The organism is Coriobacterium glomerans PW2 (assembly GCF_000195315.1).
In the GTDB taxonomy this organism is placed as follows: domain Bacteria; phylum Actinomycetota; class Coriobacteriia; order Coriobacteriales; family Coriobacteriaceae; genus Coriobacterium; species Coriobacterium glomerans.
Genome location: NC_015389.1, coordinates 986,133 through 1,004,604 on the forward strand (window position 1 = coordinate 986,133; position 18,472 = coordinate 1,004,604).

Below are 18,472 nucleotides of genomic sequence, written 5' to 3' on the forward strand. Positions count from 1 at the left end.
GTCGATGAAAATCGCACTCCGGTCGACAACGCATCTGGAGTGCGTCTATGAGCGGGCGCGCAACGGTCAAAAGATTCCGGAGGAATCTTTTCATAATCTGCTCGGCTCTATTCCTCATGTTGACGACCGCTTTGAATCTCTGGGCGCAGGAAAGCCAGCCTGCGACTCGATTTGTTCAAGAAGAACGCGAAGATCAATCTTGCGAGAAAAAAGGCGCGCCGAGGCAGGATGATCAAGCACCAGAGGGTTTGCCCGACTGCAACGAGAAAGAAAACAACTCTCAGATTCCCACGAAATCGAGTGATGAGCCGCAGAGCTCCTCAGTCTCGCAAACTGGTGTAGAAACAGTCAGCTTTCGGGCACCCATAACAATCGGCGACAAACAGATAGCCTGCTCTTTCATCGGAGATGTGGGTGCTCACACCGCAATGCTGTCTTCGCTGCTGGACAAGAGCGCGAGCGGCGCCATCGCCAAACTTCCTGAGACGATCTCTGATGGCGCGAACAGCTACAAGGTGACGGTTGTGGGAGATTTTGCATTCGAGGGATCACCAAACATCACCTCCACTGGACTCGCCGGCAATAAAAGCATTACGTATGTCGGCAGCGGTGCTTTCAAAAACTGCATCGGTTTGATATCGACCGGGCTGGATGGCAACGACATGATCAAGACGATGATGGGCGATCACGGGGGCGTGTACACGGGCGTATTCATGGGATGCACATCGCTCACGAGAACCGGCCTCGAGGGCAATCATACTCTCACCCATATTGGCGGAACCTTTTGGGGCTGCACTTCACTGCTCAGCACAGGTCTGAAAGACAACCGCACAATAACGTACGTCGGCGGAAATGCTTTCCGAAACTGCACCAGTCTCAAATCCGCTGATCTGGGCAGCGATCGAATCAGCAGAGTATGGGAAAATGCATTCAAGGATTGTTCCGGACTGACCGCGACCGGTCTCGAAGATAATCACAGCATCACAGACATCGGCCCCAGCGCATTTGAGAACTGCGTCAATCTGGGCAGAGCAAGCGACGTCACCGGGGCCACGAATACAGGTGACCTGGTGATCAATCAGCCAAGTGATGGAACGAGGATGACTATAGAAGCTCGGGCGTTTCTAGGCACGAGCTACAACTCGCTTTATCTGCTTTGCAACGGCCAAGCTTCAGGGCCTGATGTCGCACCGGACGGCATCTCTCCTTCGGCCATAAAAAAGGTCTATGTTCAATCCTCGTGGTTGGGGTCCATCACTTGGAGGAACTACAGCGTCGCCGAAGGCTCGCTCGTCATCATGAATCCCCCGATTTTGTCTATGAACGCGAAGCGTGTGCCGGGTACCTCGGATGCCGCGTCAGTCGAACTCCAGATCGCTCAGTCTTTTACAGGTCAGATCAACGATGCCTCAGGACACATGATCAAGCGTTTTTCTGTGAACAAGAATCCCTCGAATCCCACTGAAGTCGTGAAACTGAATACCGATCGCAATACGGGTCTCGCGCCGGGTTCCGAAACACTGAGTGTTCGCAACGTATCACCGGGATCCTTCATTTTTCCAGCTGGTTCCAGGGCACGCCCCTACAACTCGGTTTCCTCCTCCGGGAAATCCTGCGGTCTTTCCGCTGTCGCCTACAAGGTGGCGTTCGACCCGGCTGGAGGCACAGGTGCCATGCCCGATCAACCTATGACCTACGGGGTAGAAGCGCCACTCGAGCAATGCGGCTTTACCCGAGGCCACTACGCTTTCGTCTGCTGGGACGCAGGTGCCGGCGGGAGGTCCTACGCCGACAAGGAAAGAGTTTCAAATCTGAGCGATCTCGAAGGAGCCACGGTCACCCTGCGGGCGATCTGGAAATCAACCGTTTCGCTCGAGCTCATGATTTCGAGTCGTATGGCAGGTACAGGAGGTGGCTCCCCGCTTGCCGGCGCGGGTTACGCGCTGTCAGCAACCTCGGATGTCGCCGACGAGATCTACGATGTCTACACCGATCCCGAGATGCATCACCGTGTCGAGTCGTGGCCGCAGATGTCGGCCTCCGATGGAAATCTGCGGCTCTATGGGGTCTCGCCGGGAACCTACCACCTACTGAACCTTTCGGCTCCTACAGGCTACCAAGTCTGCCCAGATGCTCATGTTTTCACTGTGGGCGACGATGGTTCGGTGTCCGTGGACGGAGTCCCTTATAAGCCCGCCGCCGGCGTGATCGCGCTTACGATGGACTTTTTGCCCGCACCGGTCTTGCCGGGTACCGGTGTGAACTCCGCTGGGCACCCAGAGAGCGTCGCCGTGCTCGTAGCGTTGGCTGCCGGAGCGCTCGCCGCGCCGCTTGTGCGCCGGCGGAGCTGAGACAACGCCAGTGGGAGCGCGATGCCGACGGTCGCCCTCATGCTCCGGCGATGCTCAAGACGAGCGCGCCCAGCTCATCGGCATCGCGCACATCGTGGGTCGCTATGATGAGCGTCCGTCCCTCCAGGTGACGGTCGATGTAGTCGAGCGCTGCGGTGCGCGCGGCATCATCGAGGCCGGCGAACGGTTCGTCGAGCAGAACGACAGATGATGGTGCGGCCAGAGCGCGCACCAGCTCGAGTCTGCGCTGCTGGCCGCCTGAGAGCTCGCCGGCGGCCGCATCGGCCACCTGCTCGGGCAGGATCTCCTCGATCAGGCCGCAGACTTCATCGCGGGTGAGGTCGCGAGCGGAGACGAGCAGGACGTTATCCACGCATGACAGCTCATCGATGAGGCGCGCATCTTGGAACTCCATGCTCATCGACGCCGGCGCCTCGATGTTGCCGTCGAGTGGTTCGATGATGCCGGCGATCGTCTTCAACAAGGTCGTCTTGCCCGAACCCGACGGCGCGCTCAGACACAGGATCTCCGGTGCCGGTAGTTCGAAGGAGGGCGCGCAGGCCACCGCCGTCTCCCCGTAACCGATCAGCAGATCCCTCGCTTGAATCTCGCCGGGAGGCTCGGCGACCCTGTTCGGCCGCAGTCTTGCTGCGAGCCGAATCGATGCCGGCGCGCTGTGCCGCAGCAGCGTGATGAACGCGCGCTCGCATGCCCAAGCCATTAAAACGACTGCGGCGGTCCAAGCAAAAAGGTCGGGTGTTTCCAGCAGGATCTTGCTTTGATATATCCGCTCGCCAATCGTCCCCGCAGGTACGCCGATCAGCTCTGCAGCGATTCCCGCTTTCCAACTCATGCTGATCGCAGTCTCGCTCGTCGCGACGAGATACGGCAGGACACCGGGCCAGACATAGGCGAGCTGGCGCTGGAGACCACGGATGCGAAAGACGAAGAACAGCTCGCGCATAGCGGGATCGAGCCGGTCGAGCCCTTCGAGCACAGAGAAGTAGATAGCGGGGAGGACCAGAAGAAATACGGAGATAGAACTCACGCTCTCCGATCCGAACCAGATGAGCAGCACGACGATGACGCATACGATCGGCGTCCCCTTGGCAACCGACATGGCAGGCTGCAGCAGCTCGCGCACGGTGTGCGCGCGATAGGCGAGCGCGGCCAGCGTCAAAGCGACAAGGTAGCCGATCAGGCACCCCGTTAGGATGCGCGCACCGGAGGAGGCGATGATGGACCAGAACGCGGCGGTCGGCAGCAGACGCAACAGCGCGACGAGCACCTGAAACGGTCCGGCCAAAATGAGCGAGGAGCCGATCAGAAAGCTTGCCAGCTGCCATACGAGCAGCCACAGCACGATCGCCCACGTTCCCTCGCCGAGGCTATCCAGGCACAGGCGCGTGATCTCGTCCAGCTTCCCGCGTGTCCGCTCCTCGGCTTCATCGGTCGCCTCATCCATCGCGTTCCCCGCTCTCCTTCTCCATGGGACGACGCGTCCCCTGCGTCATCTCGGACTGCACCGTAGCCTACATCATATTCGAACCCTCCTGCAACTCAGGGCGCAAGGGCTTCGAGCGGATGGTGAGTCCATGTGCATGTTCGCGCGCGAACAGCATGTGCTACCATATTGTACGTATGCTACCTCCTACTTGGTCGTCCGCTGCACCGGCGGCCACCCAGTTCGAGGCGGATTGAGCGCCGCATGTCGCGGCCGAGACGAAAGGTGATCCATGACGATCTCAAAGGAACGCAAGGCAGAGCTCATTCGCGAGTATGGAGCGAACGAGCACGATTCAGGCAATTCCAAGGTTCAGGTTGCGATTCTGACCGATCGGGTCCGGGAGCTGACCGAGCACATGAAGTCTCATCAGAAGGACTTCCACACCCGGCGCGGTCTGCTGATGCTGGTCGGCCGCCGACGCCGCCTGCTATCCTACATCAAGCGGCATGATGTGCTCGAGTATCGCGAGCTTATCGCCAAACTCGGTATCCGCGATAACATTTCGTAGGTCATGAGGGAGCGCGGCATCGCGCTTCCTTTCGTATGGAGCCGATTGGTCGGGTCCATGACAGCTCGCATGCGGCCGATCCGCTGCGAGCACAAGGCAGCCCGCGCGCAACGCGGCGCGCGGAGATGAAAGAGGAAGAGATATGGCACTGGTAACACGCACATTTGAGTTGTACGGAAAGACCTACACGCTCGAGTCCGGAGAGCTTGCCAAGCAGGCGACCGGAGCGGCCCTGGTCAAACAGGGTGATACCACCGCGCTTACCACCGTGGTGGTTTCCAAGGAGCGGAAGAACTACGACTTCTTCCCGCTCACGGTTGATTTCAACGAGAAGCTCTACGCCGTCGGACGCATCCCAGGCGGGTTTTTGAAGCGCGAGGGCCGCGCTTCGGACAAGGGCACGCTCACGGCTCGCATGATCGATCGTCCCATCCGTCCGAGTTTTCCCGACGGCTTTCGCAACGAGGTTCAGATCGTGGTGACCACCTTGGTCGCCGACCAGACGAATCCGATCGACGTGATCTCGACCATGGGAGCCTCGCTGTCGCTCACGCTCGGTGGCGTTCCCTTCGAGGGACCATTGGCCTGTGTGCGCATCGGACGCTCCGGCGACAGCGGCGAGTTCATCGTCAATCCCACGTACGAGGAGATCGAGGCATCCGATCTCGATCTCGTCTTGGCGGGCACGCGAGATTTCATCTCGATGGTCGAGGCCGGAGCCGACGAGATCAGCGAGCAGGACATGCTCGCCGCGATGGAGTTCGGTCAGCGCGCCATCGGCGCTTTCTGCGATGAGCAGCTGGCCTTCGTGGATCAGTGGGAGCGTGAGAACGGTCCGATCCAGCGTCGGGAGTATCCGCTTGACGAGCCGGTCCCCGAGGTGCACGACCGCATCTTCACGCACTACGATGAGATGGCCGCAGCACTGGCCGATGCCGACAAGCTGAGCCGCGTCGAGAAGGTCGCCGACCTCAAGGCTCGTATCACCGCCGAATTCACGGAAGAGGAGCGCATCGCCTGGGAGCGCGAGATCCCCGTCAACCTGAAGAAGCTCGAAAAACAGGCTATGCGCACGATGGTCGTTGAAACCGGCGAGCGCGTGGACGGCCGTCGCGCCGATGAGATTCGTCCCATCATGGTAAAGGACGCCTATCTGCCGCTCGTTCACGGATCCGGTCTGTTCCAGCGCGGCCAGACGCAGGTGCTCTCCGTGCTCGCGCTCGGTATGCTGAACGAGTCGCAGCGCTTGGATACCATCGAGCCGGTCGAGGGCAAGCGCTATATGCACCAATACAACTTCCCACCGTTCTCCACAGGCGAGACCGGCCGGATGGGTGCGCCGAAGCGCCGCGAGATCGGCCATGGGCATCTCGCCGAACGGGCGCTTCTGCCGGTTCTTCCCGATGAGTCCGAGTTTCCCTATGCGATCCGCGTCGTCTCCGAGGTGCTCGAATCCAACGGATCGAGTTCGATGGCATCGACGTGCGCGAGCTGTCTGGCCCTCATGGATGGCGGCGTGCCCATCAAGCGACCGGTCTCCGGCATCGCGATGGGGCTCATCCAGGAGAACGGAAAGACCGTCGTGCTCTCCGACATCCAAGGTATCGAGGATTTTCTCGGCGACATGGATTTCAAGGTGACCGGAACCGAGCGCGGCATCACCGCCCTGCAGATGGACAACAAGGCGACCGGCCTCACGTTCGATATTCTTCGTCAGGCGCTCGAACAGGCAAGAGCCGGCCGGGCATTCATTCGCGGCAAGATGGTCGACGTCCTGCCCGAGCCCCGTTCCCAGACCCGTTCCACCGCCCCGCGCATCGTGTCGGTGAGTGTGCCTGTTGACAAGATTCGCGAGGTCATCGGATCAGGCGGCAAGGTCATCCGCGGTATCCAAGATGAGACGGGCGCCTCGATCGACATTCAGGAGGATGGCACCGTCTACGTCGGCGGCACCGGCACCTCTGTCGAGGACGCCGTCGAGCGCATCAAGCTCATCGTGCACGTGCCCGAGCCGGGCGAGGAGTTCACCGGCCGGGTCGTCTCGGTTCAGCCGTTCGGCGCGTTCGTGTCGCTGCTGCCGGGCAAGGACGGTCTGCTGCACATCTCACGGGTGGCGCAGGGTCGCGTGGACAAGGTCGAGGACGTTTTGAACATAGGTGACGAGGTGAGGGTCCGCGTGCTCGAGGTCGACGATCGCGGAAAGATCTCGCTCGACCGCATCGGCAAGCCTGAGGCACCTGCATCATCCGGTGGTCACGACGACCGAGCCCGTCGCAGCTCGAGTGATCACGAACGCGTCCGCAGCCATGAGGATCACGGTCACGGCCGCCCCCGCAGCACCTCTGAGCATGATGGCGATCGCGATCGACCGCGCCGCTCTCCGGGAGATCGCGGTTGCGGTGTGCCGCGCCGTCATCATGAGCGCTGAGCGGCCCTGAGATGATCCGGGTGAGCCCGATCTGAGTCGCGCTCGCGTGGAAAGGCGATTCGCTTCACCGCGAATCGCCTTTTCTATGATCCGATCCGCAGCGATCGCGCAACGCGGCTTCTTGGTCTCGCAGAGTCGTTGGCTCTCGTGCGTTACGAGGTATGTCTATGGGTTGCTCCGCAGCTGCGGGGCTTTCAGCGAGACGGGATCGAGAAAAGCCGCGTATCATCTGTTTGTTTCTCCTGCTGTTCTTGGCAGGCATCTGCAGTTCGTTCATAATGAGCAATCAGCGAGCGGTGAGATCCGCGTGAAAGCCACGAGGTTGCAAGAGGCGATGCAAACGAGTGCAGGGTTCATAGGGGCTGGCAGGGTCGGCACGGCGCTCGGGCGCTATCTTGTCGCACGCGGTGTCGCGGTGTCCGGCTACGCGAGTCTGCATCGCTGCTCAGCCGAGTTCGCGGCCGAGTGCACCTCCTCGCGCGCCTTTGGGGACATCGGCGATCTCTGCTCGGCAGCCGATATCATCTTTCTGACAGTTCCCGATGAGGCCACCGCGCGCGTATGGCTTCAGATGCGTCGAACCACCGATCTGGACGGCGCGATCGTCTGTCACTGCAGCGGCTGCTTGACCTCGGAGGTCTTCGAGGGTGCCGCCCAGGAAGGCGCTCACGTCTGTTCGGCGCACCCCCTTCTTGCATTCAGCGATCCACTGTGCTCGCTCGCGAGCATCTCGCGCGCCCATATCGCGCTCGAGGGAGACGAGGTGGCAGTCGATGCGCTTCGAGGGCTCTTCGAGCTCGCTGGCAACCCTATCCATCGTATCGATGCGGCGAGCAAGGTGCGCTATCACGCTGCGGCCGTGTTCGCGAGCAACCTTGTCATCGCTCCGCTCAGCGTCGCGGTACGTCTGTTGGGCGAGGTCGGCATCAGCGAGCCGGATGCGCTCTCGGCGCTCGGGCCGCTCATCGAGGGCAACGCGCACGCATTCTGCACCTCGGGTGCCGCCGCGCTCACCGGTCCCGCCGAACGCGGCGACACCGCGACGGTGGCCGAGCACCTGGCTGCACTCGATGCTCCGACCGCTGCGCTGTATCGTCATCTGACCCGCATGCTCATCGATCTCGCCCGTGTTGAGCACCCTGATCGCGACTACGCGCGATTGGCAGCCATCGTAGAGGAGAAGACTTCATGAAGACCACGGTCACCACATTTCAGCAAGCAAAGGATGAGGGTCGCAAGCTCGCGATGCTCACCGCCTATGATTATTCGACGGCGCGCCTCATGGACGCGTCGGGTATCGATGCGATCCTGGTCGGCGACTCGCTCGGCATGACGATGCTCGGCTACGGTGACACGCTGTCGGTCACCATGGAGGATATGGTCCATCACACCCGTGCGGTCTCGCGCGGGGTTTCCGATGCGCTCGTCGTCGGCGATATGCCCTATCTGTCATACCACCTGTCAGTCGAGCAGGCGGTGGAAAACGCCGGTCGCCTCATCAAGGAGGGCGGTGCCCAGGCGATCAAGCTGGAGGGCGGCGCGCGCTTCGCCGCCGAGATCCGTGCGATCGTGCGGGCTTCCATCCCGGTCATGGGTCATCTGGGGCTCACCCCGCAGTCCGTCAACGCATTCGGGGGATTCAAGGTCCAAGGCAGAAGCGAGGCCGCCGCACAGCAGATTCTGGATGATGCCCGCGAGCTTGAGCGCGCCGGCGTGTTCGCCATCGTTCTCGAATGCATCCCCGCGGCCCTCGCCGAGGTGGTGAGCAAGTCGCTGAGTATCCCCACGATCGGCATCGGCTCCGGACCGCTCTGCGATGGGCAGATTCTCGTCTACCAGGACATGCTGGGAATGTATTCTGATCTCGCACCGAAGTTCGTCAGGCGATTCGCCGAGGTCGGAGCTCTCATGACCGAGGGTTTCAAAGCGTATCAGGCCGCGGTTCGCGACAGCTCGTTTCCCGCAGCCGAACATGAGTTCAAGATCGATGACAGCGTGATCGAGCGGCTGCGTTGAGGGCAGCGGGAAAGGGGAGATCGGTGATCGAGATCGTACGTACCGTAGCAGAGATGAGAGCGCGAAGAGCCGCGTGGAGGCGGCAGGGTCTCAGCGTCGGCCTCGTGCCGACGATGGGATATCTGCACGAGGGACACGCCAGCCTGATCGAGACCGCCGCCGCCACCGACGACCGTGTGATCGTGAGCGTCTATGTGAACGAGCGTCAGTTCGGTCCCGGAGAGGATCTGGAGCGCTACCCGCGCGACATCGAGCGCGATCTCGCGGTATGCGAGCGAGCCGGGGCGGACATTCTGTTCAATCCGGAGTCCGCCGAGATGTACGCTGCCGATCACAGCACGACCGTGCATATGGCCGGCATCACCGATGAGCTCTGCGGAAGGAGCCGTCCCGGTCATTTCGATGGGGTCTGTCTCGTCGTGTCCAAGCTGTTCAACATCGCGGAGCCCGATCGCGCTTATTTCGGTCAAAAGGATGCTCAGCAGCTGCTTGTCATCCGCCGCATGGTACGCGATCTCAACTTCAACATCGAGCTGATCGGCTGCCCGACCGTTCGCGAGCCCGATGGGCTCGCGAAGAGCTCGCGCAATGCCTACCTGAGTGACGATGAGCGCTCGGCGGCGCCCATCCTGCACCGAGCGCTCGCGTGCGGGCTCACCTTATGCGAGCAGGGATGCCGCGATGCCTCGCGGGTTCGACGGGCCGTTTCGGATGCGCTCGCCGAGGAGCCGCTGGCGCAAGTTGAGTACGTCGAGGTCGTGAGCACAGATTCCGTGCAGCCGGTCGAGCGCATCGATGCCGAGGTGCTCTGTGCCATCGCGGTGCGCATCGGCGGAACCCGCCTCATCGACAACTTCATGTTCGATCCGGAGCGCTGAGATGCGTCTCACGATGCTCAACGGCAAAATCCATCGAGCGACGATCACACAGGCCGAGCTCGATTACGTGGGCAGCATCACGCTTGATCCGGTGCTGCTCGAGGCTGCCGGCATCTTGGAGTACGAGGCCGTGCAAGTCGTCGATCTCATGAACGGAAGCCGACTGGAGACCTATGTCATCGCCGGCGCGCCAGGCAGCGGGGTGGTCTGTCTGAACGGGGCTGCAGCCAGGCTCGTCTCTCCTGGCGACAAGGTGATCATCATGAGCTACTGCTCCGTTGACGCGAGGGAGGCGCGCACTCATCGTCCGCGCGTCGTATTTGTCGACGATAGGAATCGCATCACGGAAACGATGCGCTACGAGCTGCACGGCGAGATCAGATAGGGGTCCGAGCCGCCATGTTGGGTGGAGCGGCCAGCTGATGCTGACGGTTGGTGACAGCGTAGCCCGAATCCCTTCAAACTTCTTTTCGGATTTGATCTCAGCAAGCATGATCAGCCGCGGCAAGCGACTCGGACCGCAATCGGACTCTGTCTTTATGACTCGGCTTGCCGCAAGCGATCCGTTGCGGCGATACTCACTTGGATACTCCTTCATCTTGATCATTCGGTTCTCGTCGCTCATATCCTTATGTTGGGTATGTCCGGCTCAGGGTCAAGAAGACCTCGAACCGATCAGATACAATGGGATGGATCGGTTCACGCGAAAGGAGCTGGTTTCATGAAAAAGGTCCTGTTGATAGGGGAGGCAATGGCGCTGTTCGCCGCCGAGGAGTCCGGGCCGCTGAAAGCCGCTCGGAGATATCGGAGGCTTTTGTCCGGGGCCGAGGTGAACGTCGCCATCGGTCTGCGCAGGCTCGGCGCGGCCTGCGCATATGTGACCCGCTTGGGCGCAGACCCGCTCGGCCAGGCGATCGGTGATCGTCTTGCCGAGGAGGGAATCGATACGTCGTTTGTCTCCTTCGATGAGGAGTACCCGACCGGTATCCAGCTGAAGGGCAAGACGGAGAAGGGCGATCCGGAGATCAGCTACTATCGGAAGGGCTCCGCCGCTTCTCACATGTCGCCAGCTCAGATAGACGCGATAGATTTTGACGAGATCGGCCGCATCCACGTGACAGGTATACCCGCCGCCTTGTCGTCTGGCTGCCGTCAGGCCATCTTCGCTCTTGTCGAGCGGGCGCGCGAGCTGTCGATTCCGACCACGTTCGATCCGAACCTGCGCCCGGCGCTGTGGCCAAGCAGACAGGAGATGATCCGAGTCATCAATCTTTTAGCGACCCGCTGCGACGTCGTGCTGCCGGGGCTCGCCGAGGGCCAGCTGCTGAGCGAATGCGCATCTGCTGAAGGGATCGCGAACTTCTATCTGTCTTCGGGCTGCAAAGCGGTGGTGATCAAGGAAGGACCCAGCGGCGCATACGCGGCGAGCGAAAGGGGTGGATCGAGGATCCGAGGATACAGGGCACCGCAGGTCGTGGACACGGTGGGAGCGGGCGACGGTTTCGCCGTCGGCCTCATCAGCGCTCTGCTGGAGGGCTTGGAACTCGAGGACGCCGTGGCTCGCGGCAACGCGATAGGCGCCATGCAGGTGAGCTGCCTCGGCGACAATGAGGGACTGCCCGATCGCCGCGCCCTCGATGCGTTCATGAGATGCGCGGCGCGAGTCTGAGGCGGGCGCACCGAGGACGCGGCGCGCTCGCTTGCGATGCATGCGAAAGCATTCGATATTTGAGCGAGTTGTCGATTCTCAGACGACTCGAGCAAAGTCGTGGCGCGCGTCGTGCGTTTCTGTATAATCTTATCTCGTGTTCACGCCCCATTAGCTCAGGGGATCAGAGCGTCTGCCTCCGGAGCAGAAGGTCGTAGGTTCGAATCCTACATGGGGCACCACCGCGTTGGCGCCAGACTCGTCTCGGCACATCATCGCGCGGCGATACATGCGGGGTCACTTTCTTTCAGCACATCGCGACATTGGATGGGTCATGGCGTCTTCCTCGTCTCAAGTTTCGAAACCGGGGGACAGCCGAAGGGACCCTATGAGACACGTCAGAGAGAGATCGCTCCGCGGACTCACTTCTGCCGAGGTCGAGGAGCGCATCGAACACGGCGACGTCAATGTCAGCATGGAAATAGAGACCAAATCGGTCGCACAGCTCATCTTTGAGAACCTTTTCACTCTGTTCAATCTCATGAACGCCGTTCTCGCGGTGCTCGTTCTCTTTACCGGATCGCTCAAGAATCTGTCGTTTCTCGCGGTCGTGATCTTGAATACGAGCATCGGTGTCATTCAATCGATCAGATCCAAGCGCATGGTCGATCGGCTCACGCTTCTCGCCACGAAGCGCGTCGTCGTTGTCCGCGATGGCGCTGAGGTCGACCTCGATCTCGAGCAGATCGTCATCGATGACATCGTCCGGCTCGGCCGCGGCGATCAGATACCTGCGGACTCCGTCGTGGTGACCGGCGAGGCACAGGTCAACGAGAGCCTTCTGACGGGGGAGAGCGATCTCATTCGCAAGAAGCCGGGGTCCAAGTTGATGAGCGGCAGCTTCATTGATTCCGGTCTCATATACGCCCGAGTCGAGCACGTCGGCGCGGACAACTTCGTTTCGAAGATCAACAACGACGCGAAGTACGTGAAACCGGTCAATTCCGAGATCATGTCCGCTCTCGGATCCATTGTGCGCTTCGCGAGCGTGGTCATGATTCCGCTCGGCGTGGCGCTGCTGTTCTCGAGCTTGCATGGGACCTATGTGCACTCGGACGCGCGCGCACTCGGCACAACAATGTGGGGCTGGCTGGTGCAAGAGATCTCAGCCGGTCGCGTTCCCTCAGCCGAGCTGCTTTCCACCGCCGGTGCGCTTCTCGGCATGATACCGCAGGGTCTGGTTCTTCTCACCTCGACGGTTCTCGCTTTCGCGACGTTTCGACTCGCGCGGCGCCATGTGCTCGCACAGCAGCTCTATTGCATCGAGACGCTCGCTCGGGTCGATGTCTTGTGTCTGGACAAGACCGGCACGATCACCTCGGGCCGCATGGAGGTCGAGGGGACCTATCCCGTGCCCGTTCAAGGCGGGGAGGGATCGGCCGAGCCGGATGTGTCAGCCGATGTATCCGTTCTCGACTTCGCAGTTGCCAACATCGCGTGGGCGACCTCTGAGGACGCCAATGAGACGCTGAGAGCTTTGCTTGAGCACTACGGGGCCCGCGATGACATCCCTATAGAGGAACCCCTCGTCGTCGTTCCGTTCTCATCGGCGAGAAAATGGAGCGGAGCCACGCTGCCGCAGGGATCCTTCGTCATAGGCGCGGCCCAGTTCGTTCTCGACTCCGAAGCCTACGCCGAGATCGAGCATGAGGTCGCCCGCCTTGCGGACACCAGTCGGGTCCTCGTGGCCGCCGAGGTCGCGCGCTTCTCAGATGACGGCGAGATCATCGGAGAGGCCCGTCCGATCGGTCTGGTGGCCATCCGCGACGAGATCCGCAGCTCTGCAAGAGAGACGGTCGGCTATTTCAACGAACAAGGGGTCACGCTCAATGTGATTTCAGGCGACGATCCGCGAACAGCCTCATCGATCGCCAGAGTCGTCGGCATTCCCGACGCAGCCGCGTGGGTCGATGCGACGACGCTCGACACCGAAGCGAAGCTCGATGCGGCTGCTGATCGCTATCACGTGTTCGGAAGGGTGACGCCCTATCAGAAACGGGCGCTCGTGCAGGCGCTTCAGCGGCGCGGGCACACGGTGGCGATGACCGGGGACGGTGTGAACGATGTGCTTGCGCTCAAAGAGGCGGACTGCTCGATCGCTATGGCCGCCGGATCGGACGCGGCGCGCAACGTCGCCGAGATCGTGCTCGTCGATAACGATTTCTCCTCGATGCCCGCGGTCGTCGCAGAGGGCCGCCGCTCCATCAACAATCTGCAGCGCTCCGCATCGCTGTTTTTGACCAAGACGCTGTTCTCCATGGCTCTCGCTGCGATCTGCATCGCGTTTCCCCCCTATCCCTTCACCATTGTTCAGATGACGCTCATTAACTTTTTCTGCATCGGGTTTCCCGGCTTCGTCTTGGGCCTCGAGTCGAATCGCGCTCGCGTGGAGGGAGGATTTCTGTCCAACGTGCTCCGTCGAGCGCTGCCCGCATCGGCATCCGTCGTGATCTCCGCATGTCTGTGCATGGTCGCAGCGGTGTTATTCAGCTTCAGCGACGTGGTGTTCTCGACGATGTGCCTTGTCACCACCAGTGCGATCGGCACCTGTCTCATCTGGCGGATCTCACGTCCCTTCACGCCCCTGCGATGCGTGCTTCTCGCGAGCGTCGTAGCCGGTCTCCTTGCCGGCATCGTCGGATTTCCCGATCTGTTCTCCATCGCGCATCTCGCAGTCGACGAAGAGATCGTCATCGCCCTGATCGCGGTTGCGGGATGCGCGCTCTACTTCAAGCTGGCGCGCGCGCTCGATATGCGCCCTGCGCGTCTCACGCGATCGGCGACTGGGTTCGGACGGGGTGTTCGCGTCCGACTCGGAGCCCGGGGTGCACCTTCCAAGGTGACCTCGACCGGTTCGCTCGCGAGAAGACTGGCGCGGCGCGCATGCAGCAAGCTGAGATCAAGAGGCGACAAAGCGGCCAAGCGCAGCGCCGCCGCCAGCGCCGCAAAAGCGCTCTCGCGCGCGCGGGCAGGCGAGCCGGTTGGCTCCGACCGCAGGGCTGCAGGGGGTTGCAAGCGCGTCGTAAAGTCCCCCCAGGGCATCCAAGTCAAGATGGGTCATCGCGGTCGAGATGGAAAAAGGCGTCCTCATTGATCAAATGAAGGGCTATGGGCTGCAGGAATAAGAGGGGTTTTCACAAAACCGTTCCTCAGATGTCGTCTTGCCGACTCAGGTGGTATCCTTTCGAGTGTGCTCAACATTTGTAACACCCAGCAGCTGCTTCGCTTGTCTGCAGACCAGGAAGAGGTCCTCGTGATTTGCCCGCATTGCCTCAAGTCGATCGACGACAACGCATCCGTCTGCCCCGGTTGCGGCAGCTACATCAGTGCCCATGAGCAAGCGTCCCATATCGAATTCGTGTTCTGCGAAGGTTGCGGAGCGCGTCTGTCTCCCCATGACCGCACCTGTCCGAAGTGCGGTCGGCCCGCGCCCGGCATCCTTTCAGCCAAGGCGGCCGCAAGCGATCTCGCAGCCGGCAGGACGGCGAGCTTTCCGAGGGTCTCACCCTTGGGTGCGGAGTCCGAGCACGGCCGTTTCAACGTCGTTGACACCGAGACCGCCGAGCCGCAGCGCGACCCTTTGGAGGCCGCACCGGTTTTTGATGACGCGGACGCGGATGCGACCGCGCAGCCTCCGGTTCGTCGCCCGAGACGGCGCGGGATCCCCCGGCGTCTCATCGCGGCTGCGGTCGTGACGGCTCTTCTGGCTCTCGCCGCGGTCTTCGTCGTACGCGACCCCCTCGGTGTGATGCCCGGCATATATGGCAGCGTTCGCAGCGCGGCGCGTGACATGTTCCCGAGTCGACAAGCCGACGGAGATGAGCAGGGCTCATCTGAAGAGAGCAAAGGCGAGAAGAGCGGCTCTCAGGCGGGCCATGAGACCGCGCTGCTCGACGACAACGAGGCGTATACGCGGCTGTCGGGCATCTACCAGAGGCTCGGTGCCTATCAAGACAGGCTCGCTGAGGCGATCAACGAGTACAACGGCGGTTTCATCGCAAAGGACCGCGCAAAGCGGGAGGCCGCGTCGAAGCCCGCCTACGCCATGCGCGACTCCGTCAAGCAGACTATCGACGAGATCAACGGACTCAAGCTCTCTGAGACCTCTGCCTTTCTTCCGGATGTCGAGCACATGCGCAGTCTGGCGACTTGGATGTACGAGCGGATCGATGTGCTGTGCCACTCATGGGATATCTCATTGTCTGTAGCGGCCGGCGATCTCCCCTTGCATCACAAAAACGAGATACTGCAGCCCCTGCGCGATGCCCTCGATAAATCGGGCAAGAATCAGAGCCTCGTGATGTTTGAGACGAACTACGCGGCCTGGAAACCGCATCAGCCCACGTCGTGACGTCCGAATCGATCGGGATCGCTTCGCGCGCGTGCTGGCGGGCCGGGTCTCGCACCGCTCATTGAACGCTGCATCGAGACTCCGAACACAGGAAACCCATGTCGGCAACCGGCCCGACTCGCGATTCATGCGGGTTCTTGCTAGAATTGTGCGGGTAACCAATCACTGGGATGCTCGCTTCCCATTGCTAAGGAGTAGATGTGAACGCTCAGTTACTCGATAGAGCGCGTGCGGCCTATCGCGCCGGAGACTTCTCCGCTGCCGCTCAGATGTTCGCGTCGGTCAAGGACCCCACGGAGATCTCCGGTGGCGTGGATCATCTGCGCGGCAACGCCCTTATGAGGCTCGGCCTGTGGAGGGATGCCGCCGAGTCCTACGATCGCGCCCTCGCTGACGTGTCCTATGGCAAGCGCGGCGCGTTGCTCACCAATCGCGGAAAGGCTCTCGCAGCGGCCGGCGACTTCGCTGGCGCCGTCGAGAGTTTCACGGCCGCGACTCAGGATTCCTCCTATGCCACGCCCTACAAGGCGTATCTCGGTCTCGGGAAGGTGCTCTTCTCGAACAACGATATCGCCGGTGCCGGAACGGCGTTCAGAAGCGCGGCCATCGACGGGACGAATCCGGCTCCCGCCTCGGCGCTCTCTCAGCTGGCTTCTTGCTTTATCAAGCTCGGACGACCCGATGACGCCATAGAGTCCTATCGGACCGCCCTCGATTTCATCGGACCACGTGACGATCCGCGATCCATAAATGCCGGACTGGGTGAGGCCTATGTCGCCGCGGGCCGCTTCAACGATGCTCTCGAGGCGTTCGGCCAAGCCACCGCTGATGGAATCTACCAGCTCACTTTCGAGCAGCAGCAGGCTCTCGGCCGCGCGCGCGAGACCGTCGGCCCGCTGTCCGATCGAACCTCCTCCGCCGGATCCGTCTCAGCTGGCGTCGACCCGCTCGACCCGCTCGGGCAGTCCGGTGCGATGATGCCCGATCCATCGAACACGGGCTTCTTCACGCTGTCGGAGTCAGAGCTGATCCAGCAGGATCGACAGGAGATGAAGGTGCGACGTCGAAAGCGCCATATCGGTCGCAAGATCGTCGTGACCCTGCTCTTTGTTATCATCGTGGCGGCGGTCGGGCTCGGTTTCGGCTACACGCGAGGTCTTGGTGTCCCTTCGCAGGGATCCGTGCTCACCGACCTTTTCAGCGCGGTCAGCGACGGCCGGGACGTCAGCGCCTTTCTTGACCCCGCGCTGTCCGACACCGCGAAGGCGGAGATCGCCTCCAAGGTTCCTGCCGGGTCCAAGCCCACGATCGAGTCGATGGATCAATCGATGACGAAATCCACCGCGAAAGTCCGCGTCGTACTTTCCAAGAGCGGCGTCCAGACCTACAGCGTCGATTTCGTCCGCAACGCCAACCATCTCGGTTGGGCGGTGTCCTCGATCAAGCTGGAATTCAATACGAGCAAGGGCGACTCCCCATCGTCCGACTCGCCCGCCACGCAAGACGGTGCAAATTCCTAGACCGCATCTCGCCGACTTCGCCAGACGACGCCGCACCCCCCGACGTGTGTAATTTGGGGGCGCCTCGAGACAAGAGGGGTTCATAGCGCGTCCATGCACTACACTCTACGGGGTCGGCAAACGAAATCGAATGGTATCCGAGCATCTTGGAGTCGTTTTGTTTTCTTTGATGGACATGTTCTTCGGTCAGTACGGAGGCGATCTCGCGATCGACTTGGGTACCGCCAACACGCTCGTCTCGGTGCGAGGCAAGGGTATCGTCATCCGCGAGCCCTCGGTCGTCGCGATCGACAAGACCGATGAGCGCATTCTCGCCGTCGGTATCGAGGCCAAGCGCATGCTGGGCAGAACGCCCGGCAACATCGTCGCGGTGCGACCGCTCAAAGACGGCGTCATCGCCGATTTCGATGTCACCGAAGCCATGCTTCGCTATTTCATAGACAAGGCTTCGGAGAAGCGCTATCTGTGGACACCGAGACCGCGCGTCGTGGTCTGCGTCCCCTCAGGGGTCACCTCGGTGGAGAAGCGGGCGGTCTTCGAGGCGACCATTCAGGCCGGTGCGCGCCACGCCTACCTCATCGAGGAGCCGATGGCTGCGGCGATCGGCGCGGATCTGCCGGTTGAGGAGCCCACCGGTTCCATGGTCATCGATATCGGCGGCGGAACCACCGAGGTCGCCGTCATCGCCATGGGAGGCATCGTCGTGTCGCGCTCCATCCGCGTCGCAGGAGATGAGTTCGATCAGGCGATCCTCGCGCACGTGCGAGATGCCTACAATCTGGCGATCGGGGAGCGCACCGCCGAGGACATCAAGATCAAGGTCGGCTCCGCGGTTCCGCTCAAAGACGAGCTTGATGTCGAGGTCAACGGTCGCGACGTCATAACGGGTCTTCCCAAGACCGTCCGCATCGAGAGCGAGGAGATCCGGCGCGCTCTCAACAAGCCGCTTGACGACATGGCGAAGGTCGTGAAGGACTCGCTCGATGCGACTCCGCCCGACCTCGCTTCGGATCTCATGTACTACGGGATTCTCCTCACCGGGGGCGGGGCTCTGCTTCGCGGACTGGATATTCGCTTGCGCGATGAGACTGGCGTGTCGGTCAACGTGAGCCCGACGGCTCTCGATAACGTGGTGAACGGGTGCGCGCGGGTGCTCGAGGCGAACGCCTTCGATGGTGGCTTCGTGCAGAGCAACGCTTAGAGGG

Annotated in this window: 13 protein-coding genes and 1 tRNA gene; 13 read left to right on the forward strand and 1 reads right to left on the reverse strand. The window is 61.5% G+C overall.

The window, feature by feature from the left end:
* The first annotated feature begins 410 nt into the window (after positions 1-410).
* On the forward strand, positions 411-2,351 hold the full coding sequence (locus CORGL_RS04280) for a leucine-rich repeat protein (RefSeq protein WP_172633533.1): 1,941 nt from the start codon (positions 411-413) through the stop codon (positions 2,349-2,351).
* A 37-nt stretch (positions 2,352-2,388) separates the two neighbouring features.
* Here the strand turns inward: CORGL_RS04280 and CORGL_RS09375 are convergent, their stop codons facing one another.
* Positions 2,389-3,816, reverse strand: coding sequence for an ATP-binding cassette domain-containing protein (locus CORGL_RS09375; RefSeq protein WP_013708697.1), 1,428 nt, complete (start codon positions 3,814-3,816; stop codon positions 2,389-2,391).
* Positions 3,817-4,087: 271 nt separating this feature from the next.
* Between CORGL_RS09375 and rpsO the strand changes: the two genes are divergently transcribed.
* The 12 genes from rpsO (at position 4,088) to mreB (ending at position 18,468) form a co-directional block, all read left to right on the forward strand.
* Complete coding sequence (gene rpsO, locus CORGL_RS04290; protein ID WP_013708698.1) at positions 4,088-4,366, forward strand: 30S ribosomal protein S15; 279 nt, start codon at positions 4,088-4,090, stop codon at positions 4,364-4,366.
* Between the two features lie 142 nt (positions 4,367-4,508).
* The gene (locus tag CORGL_RS04295) at positions 4,509-6,794 is read left to right on the forward strand and encodes a polyribonucleotide nucleotidyltransferase (protein WP_013708699.1); all 2,286 of its coding nucleotides are present in this window, start codon (positions 4,509-4,511) and stop codon (positions 6,792-6,794) included.
* An 85-nt stretch (positions 6,795-6,879) separates the two neighbouring features.
* A complete protein-coding gene (locus CORGL_RS04300) occupies positions 6,880-7,986 on the forward strand; it encodes a Rossmann-like and DUF2520 domain-containing protein (RefSeq protein ID WP_049777682.1) in 1,107 nt (368 codons plus the stop codon).
* Positions 7,983-8,810, forward strand: coding sequence for a 3-methyl-2-oxobutanoate hydroxymethyltransferase (gene panB, locus CORGL_RS04305; protein ID WP_013708701.1), 828 nt, complete (start codon positions 7,983-7,985; stop codon positions 8,808-8,810). The genes CORGL_RS04300 and panB overlap by 4 nt, the downstream gene beginning before the upstream one ends.
* Before the next feature lie 23 nt (positions 8,811-8,833).
* Positions 8,834-9,688 carry a pantoate--beta-alanine ligase gene (gene panC, locus CORGL_RS04310; protein ID WP_013708702.1) on the forward strand — a complete coding sequence of 285 codons (855 nt, stop codon included), beginning with the start codon at positions 8,834-8,836 and terminating at the stop codon, positions 9,686-9,688.
* A gap of 1 nt (position 9,689) precedes the next feature.
* Positions 9,690-10,073 carry an aspartate 1-decarboxylase gene (gene panD / locus CORGL_RS04315; RefSeq protein ID WP_013708703.1) on the forward strand — a complete coding sequence of 128 codons (384 nt, stop codon included), beginning with the start codon at positions 9,690-9,692 and terminating at the stop codon, positions 10,071-10,073.
* Positions 10,074-10,409: 336 nt separating this feature from the next.
* Positions 10,410-11,357: a sugar kinase gene (locus CORGL_RS04320; protein ID WP_013708705.1), complete on the forward strand. Its 948-nt coding sequence runs from the start codon at positions 10,410-10,412 to the stop codon at positions 11,355-11,357.
* A gap of 144 nt (positions 11,358-11,501) precedes the next feature.
* Positions 11,502-11,578, forward strand: a tRNA-Arg gene (locus CORGL_RS04325).
* A gap of 146 nt (positions 11,579-11,724) precedes the next feature.
* Positions 11,725-14,490, forward strand: a complete 2,766-nt coding sequence (locus CORGL_RS04330; RefSeq protein WP_013708706.1) for an HAD-IC family P-type ATPase — start codon at positions 11,725-11,727, stop codon at positions 14,488-14,490.
* A 96-nt stretch (positions 14,491-14,586) separates the two neighbouring features.
* Entirely contained in the window at positions 14,587-15,747 is a 1,161-nt protein-coding gene (locus CORGL_RS04335) for a zinc ribbon domain-containing protein (RefSeq protein ID WP_172633534.1), read from the forward strand.
* Between the two features lie 200 nt (positions 15,748-15,947).
* Positions 15,948-17,267, forward strand: a complete 1,320-nt coding sequence (locus CORGL_RS04340; protein WP_013708708.1) for a tetratricopeptide repeat protein — start codon at positions 15,948-15,950, stop codon at positions 17,265-17,267.
* A gap of 169 nt (positions 17,268-17,436) precedes the next feature.
* A complete protein-coding gene (gene mreB, locus CORGL_RS04345; protein ID WP_041739179.1) occupies positions 17,437-18,468 on the forward strand; it encodes a rod shape-determining protein in 1,032 nt (343 codons plus the stop codon).
* Positions 18,469-18,472 lie beyond the last annotated feature (4 nt).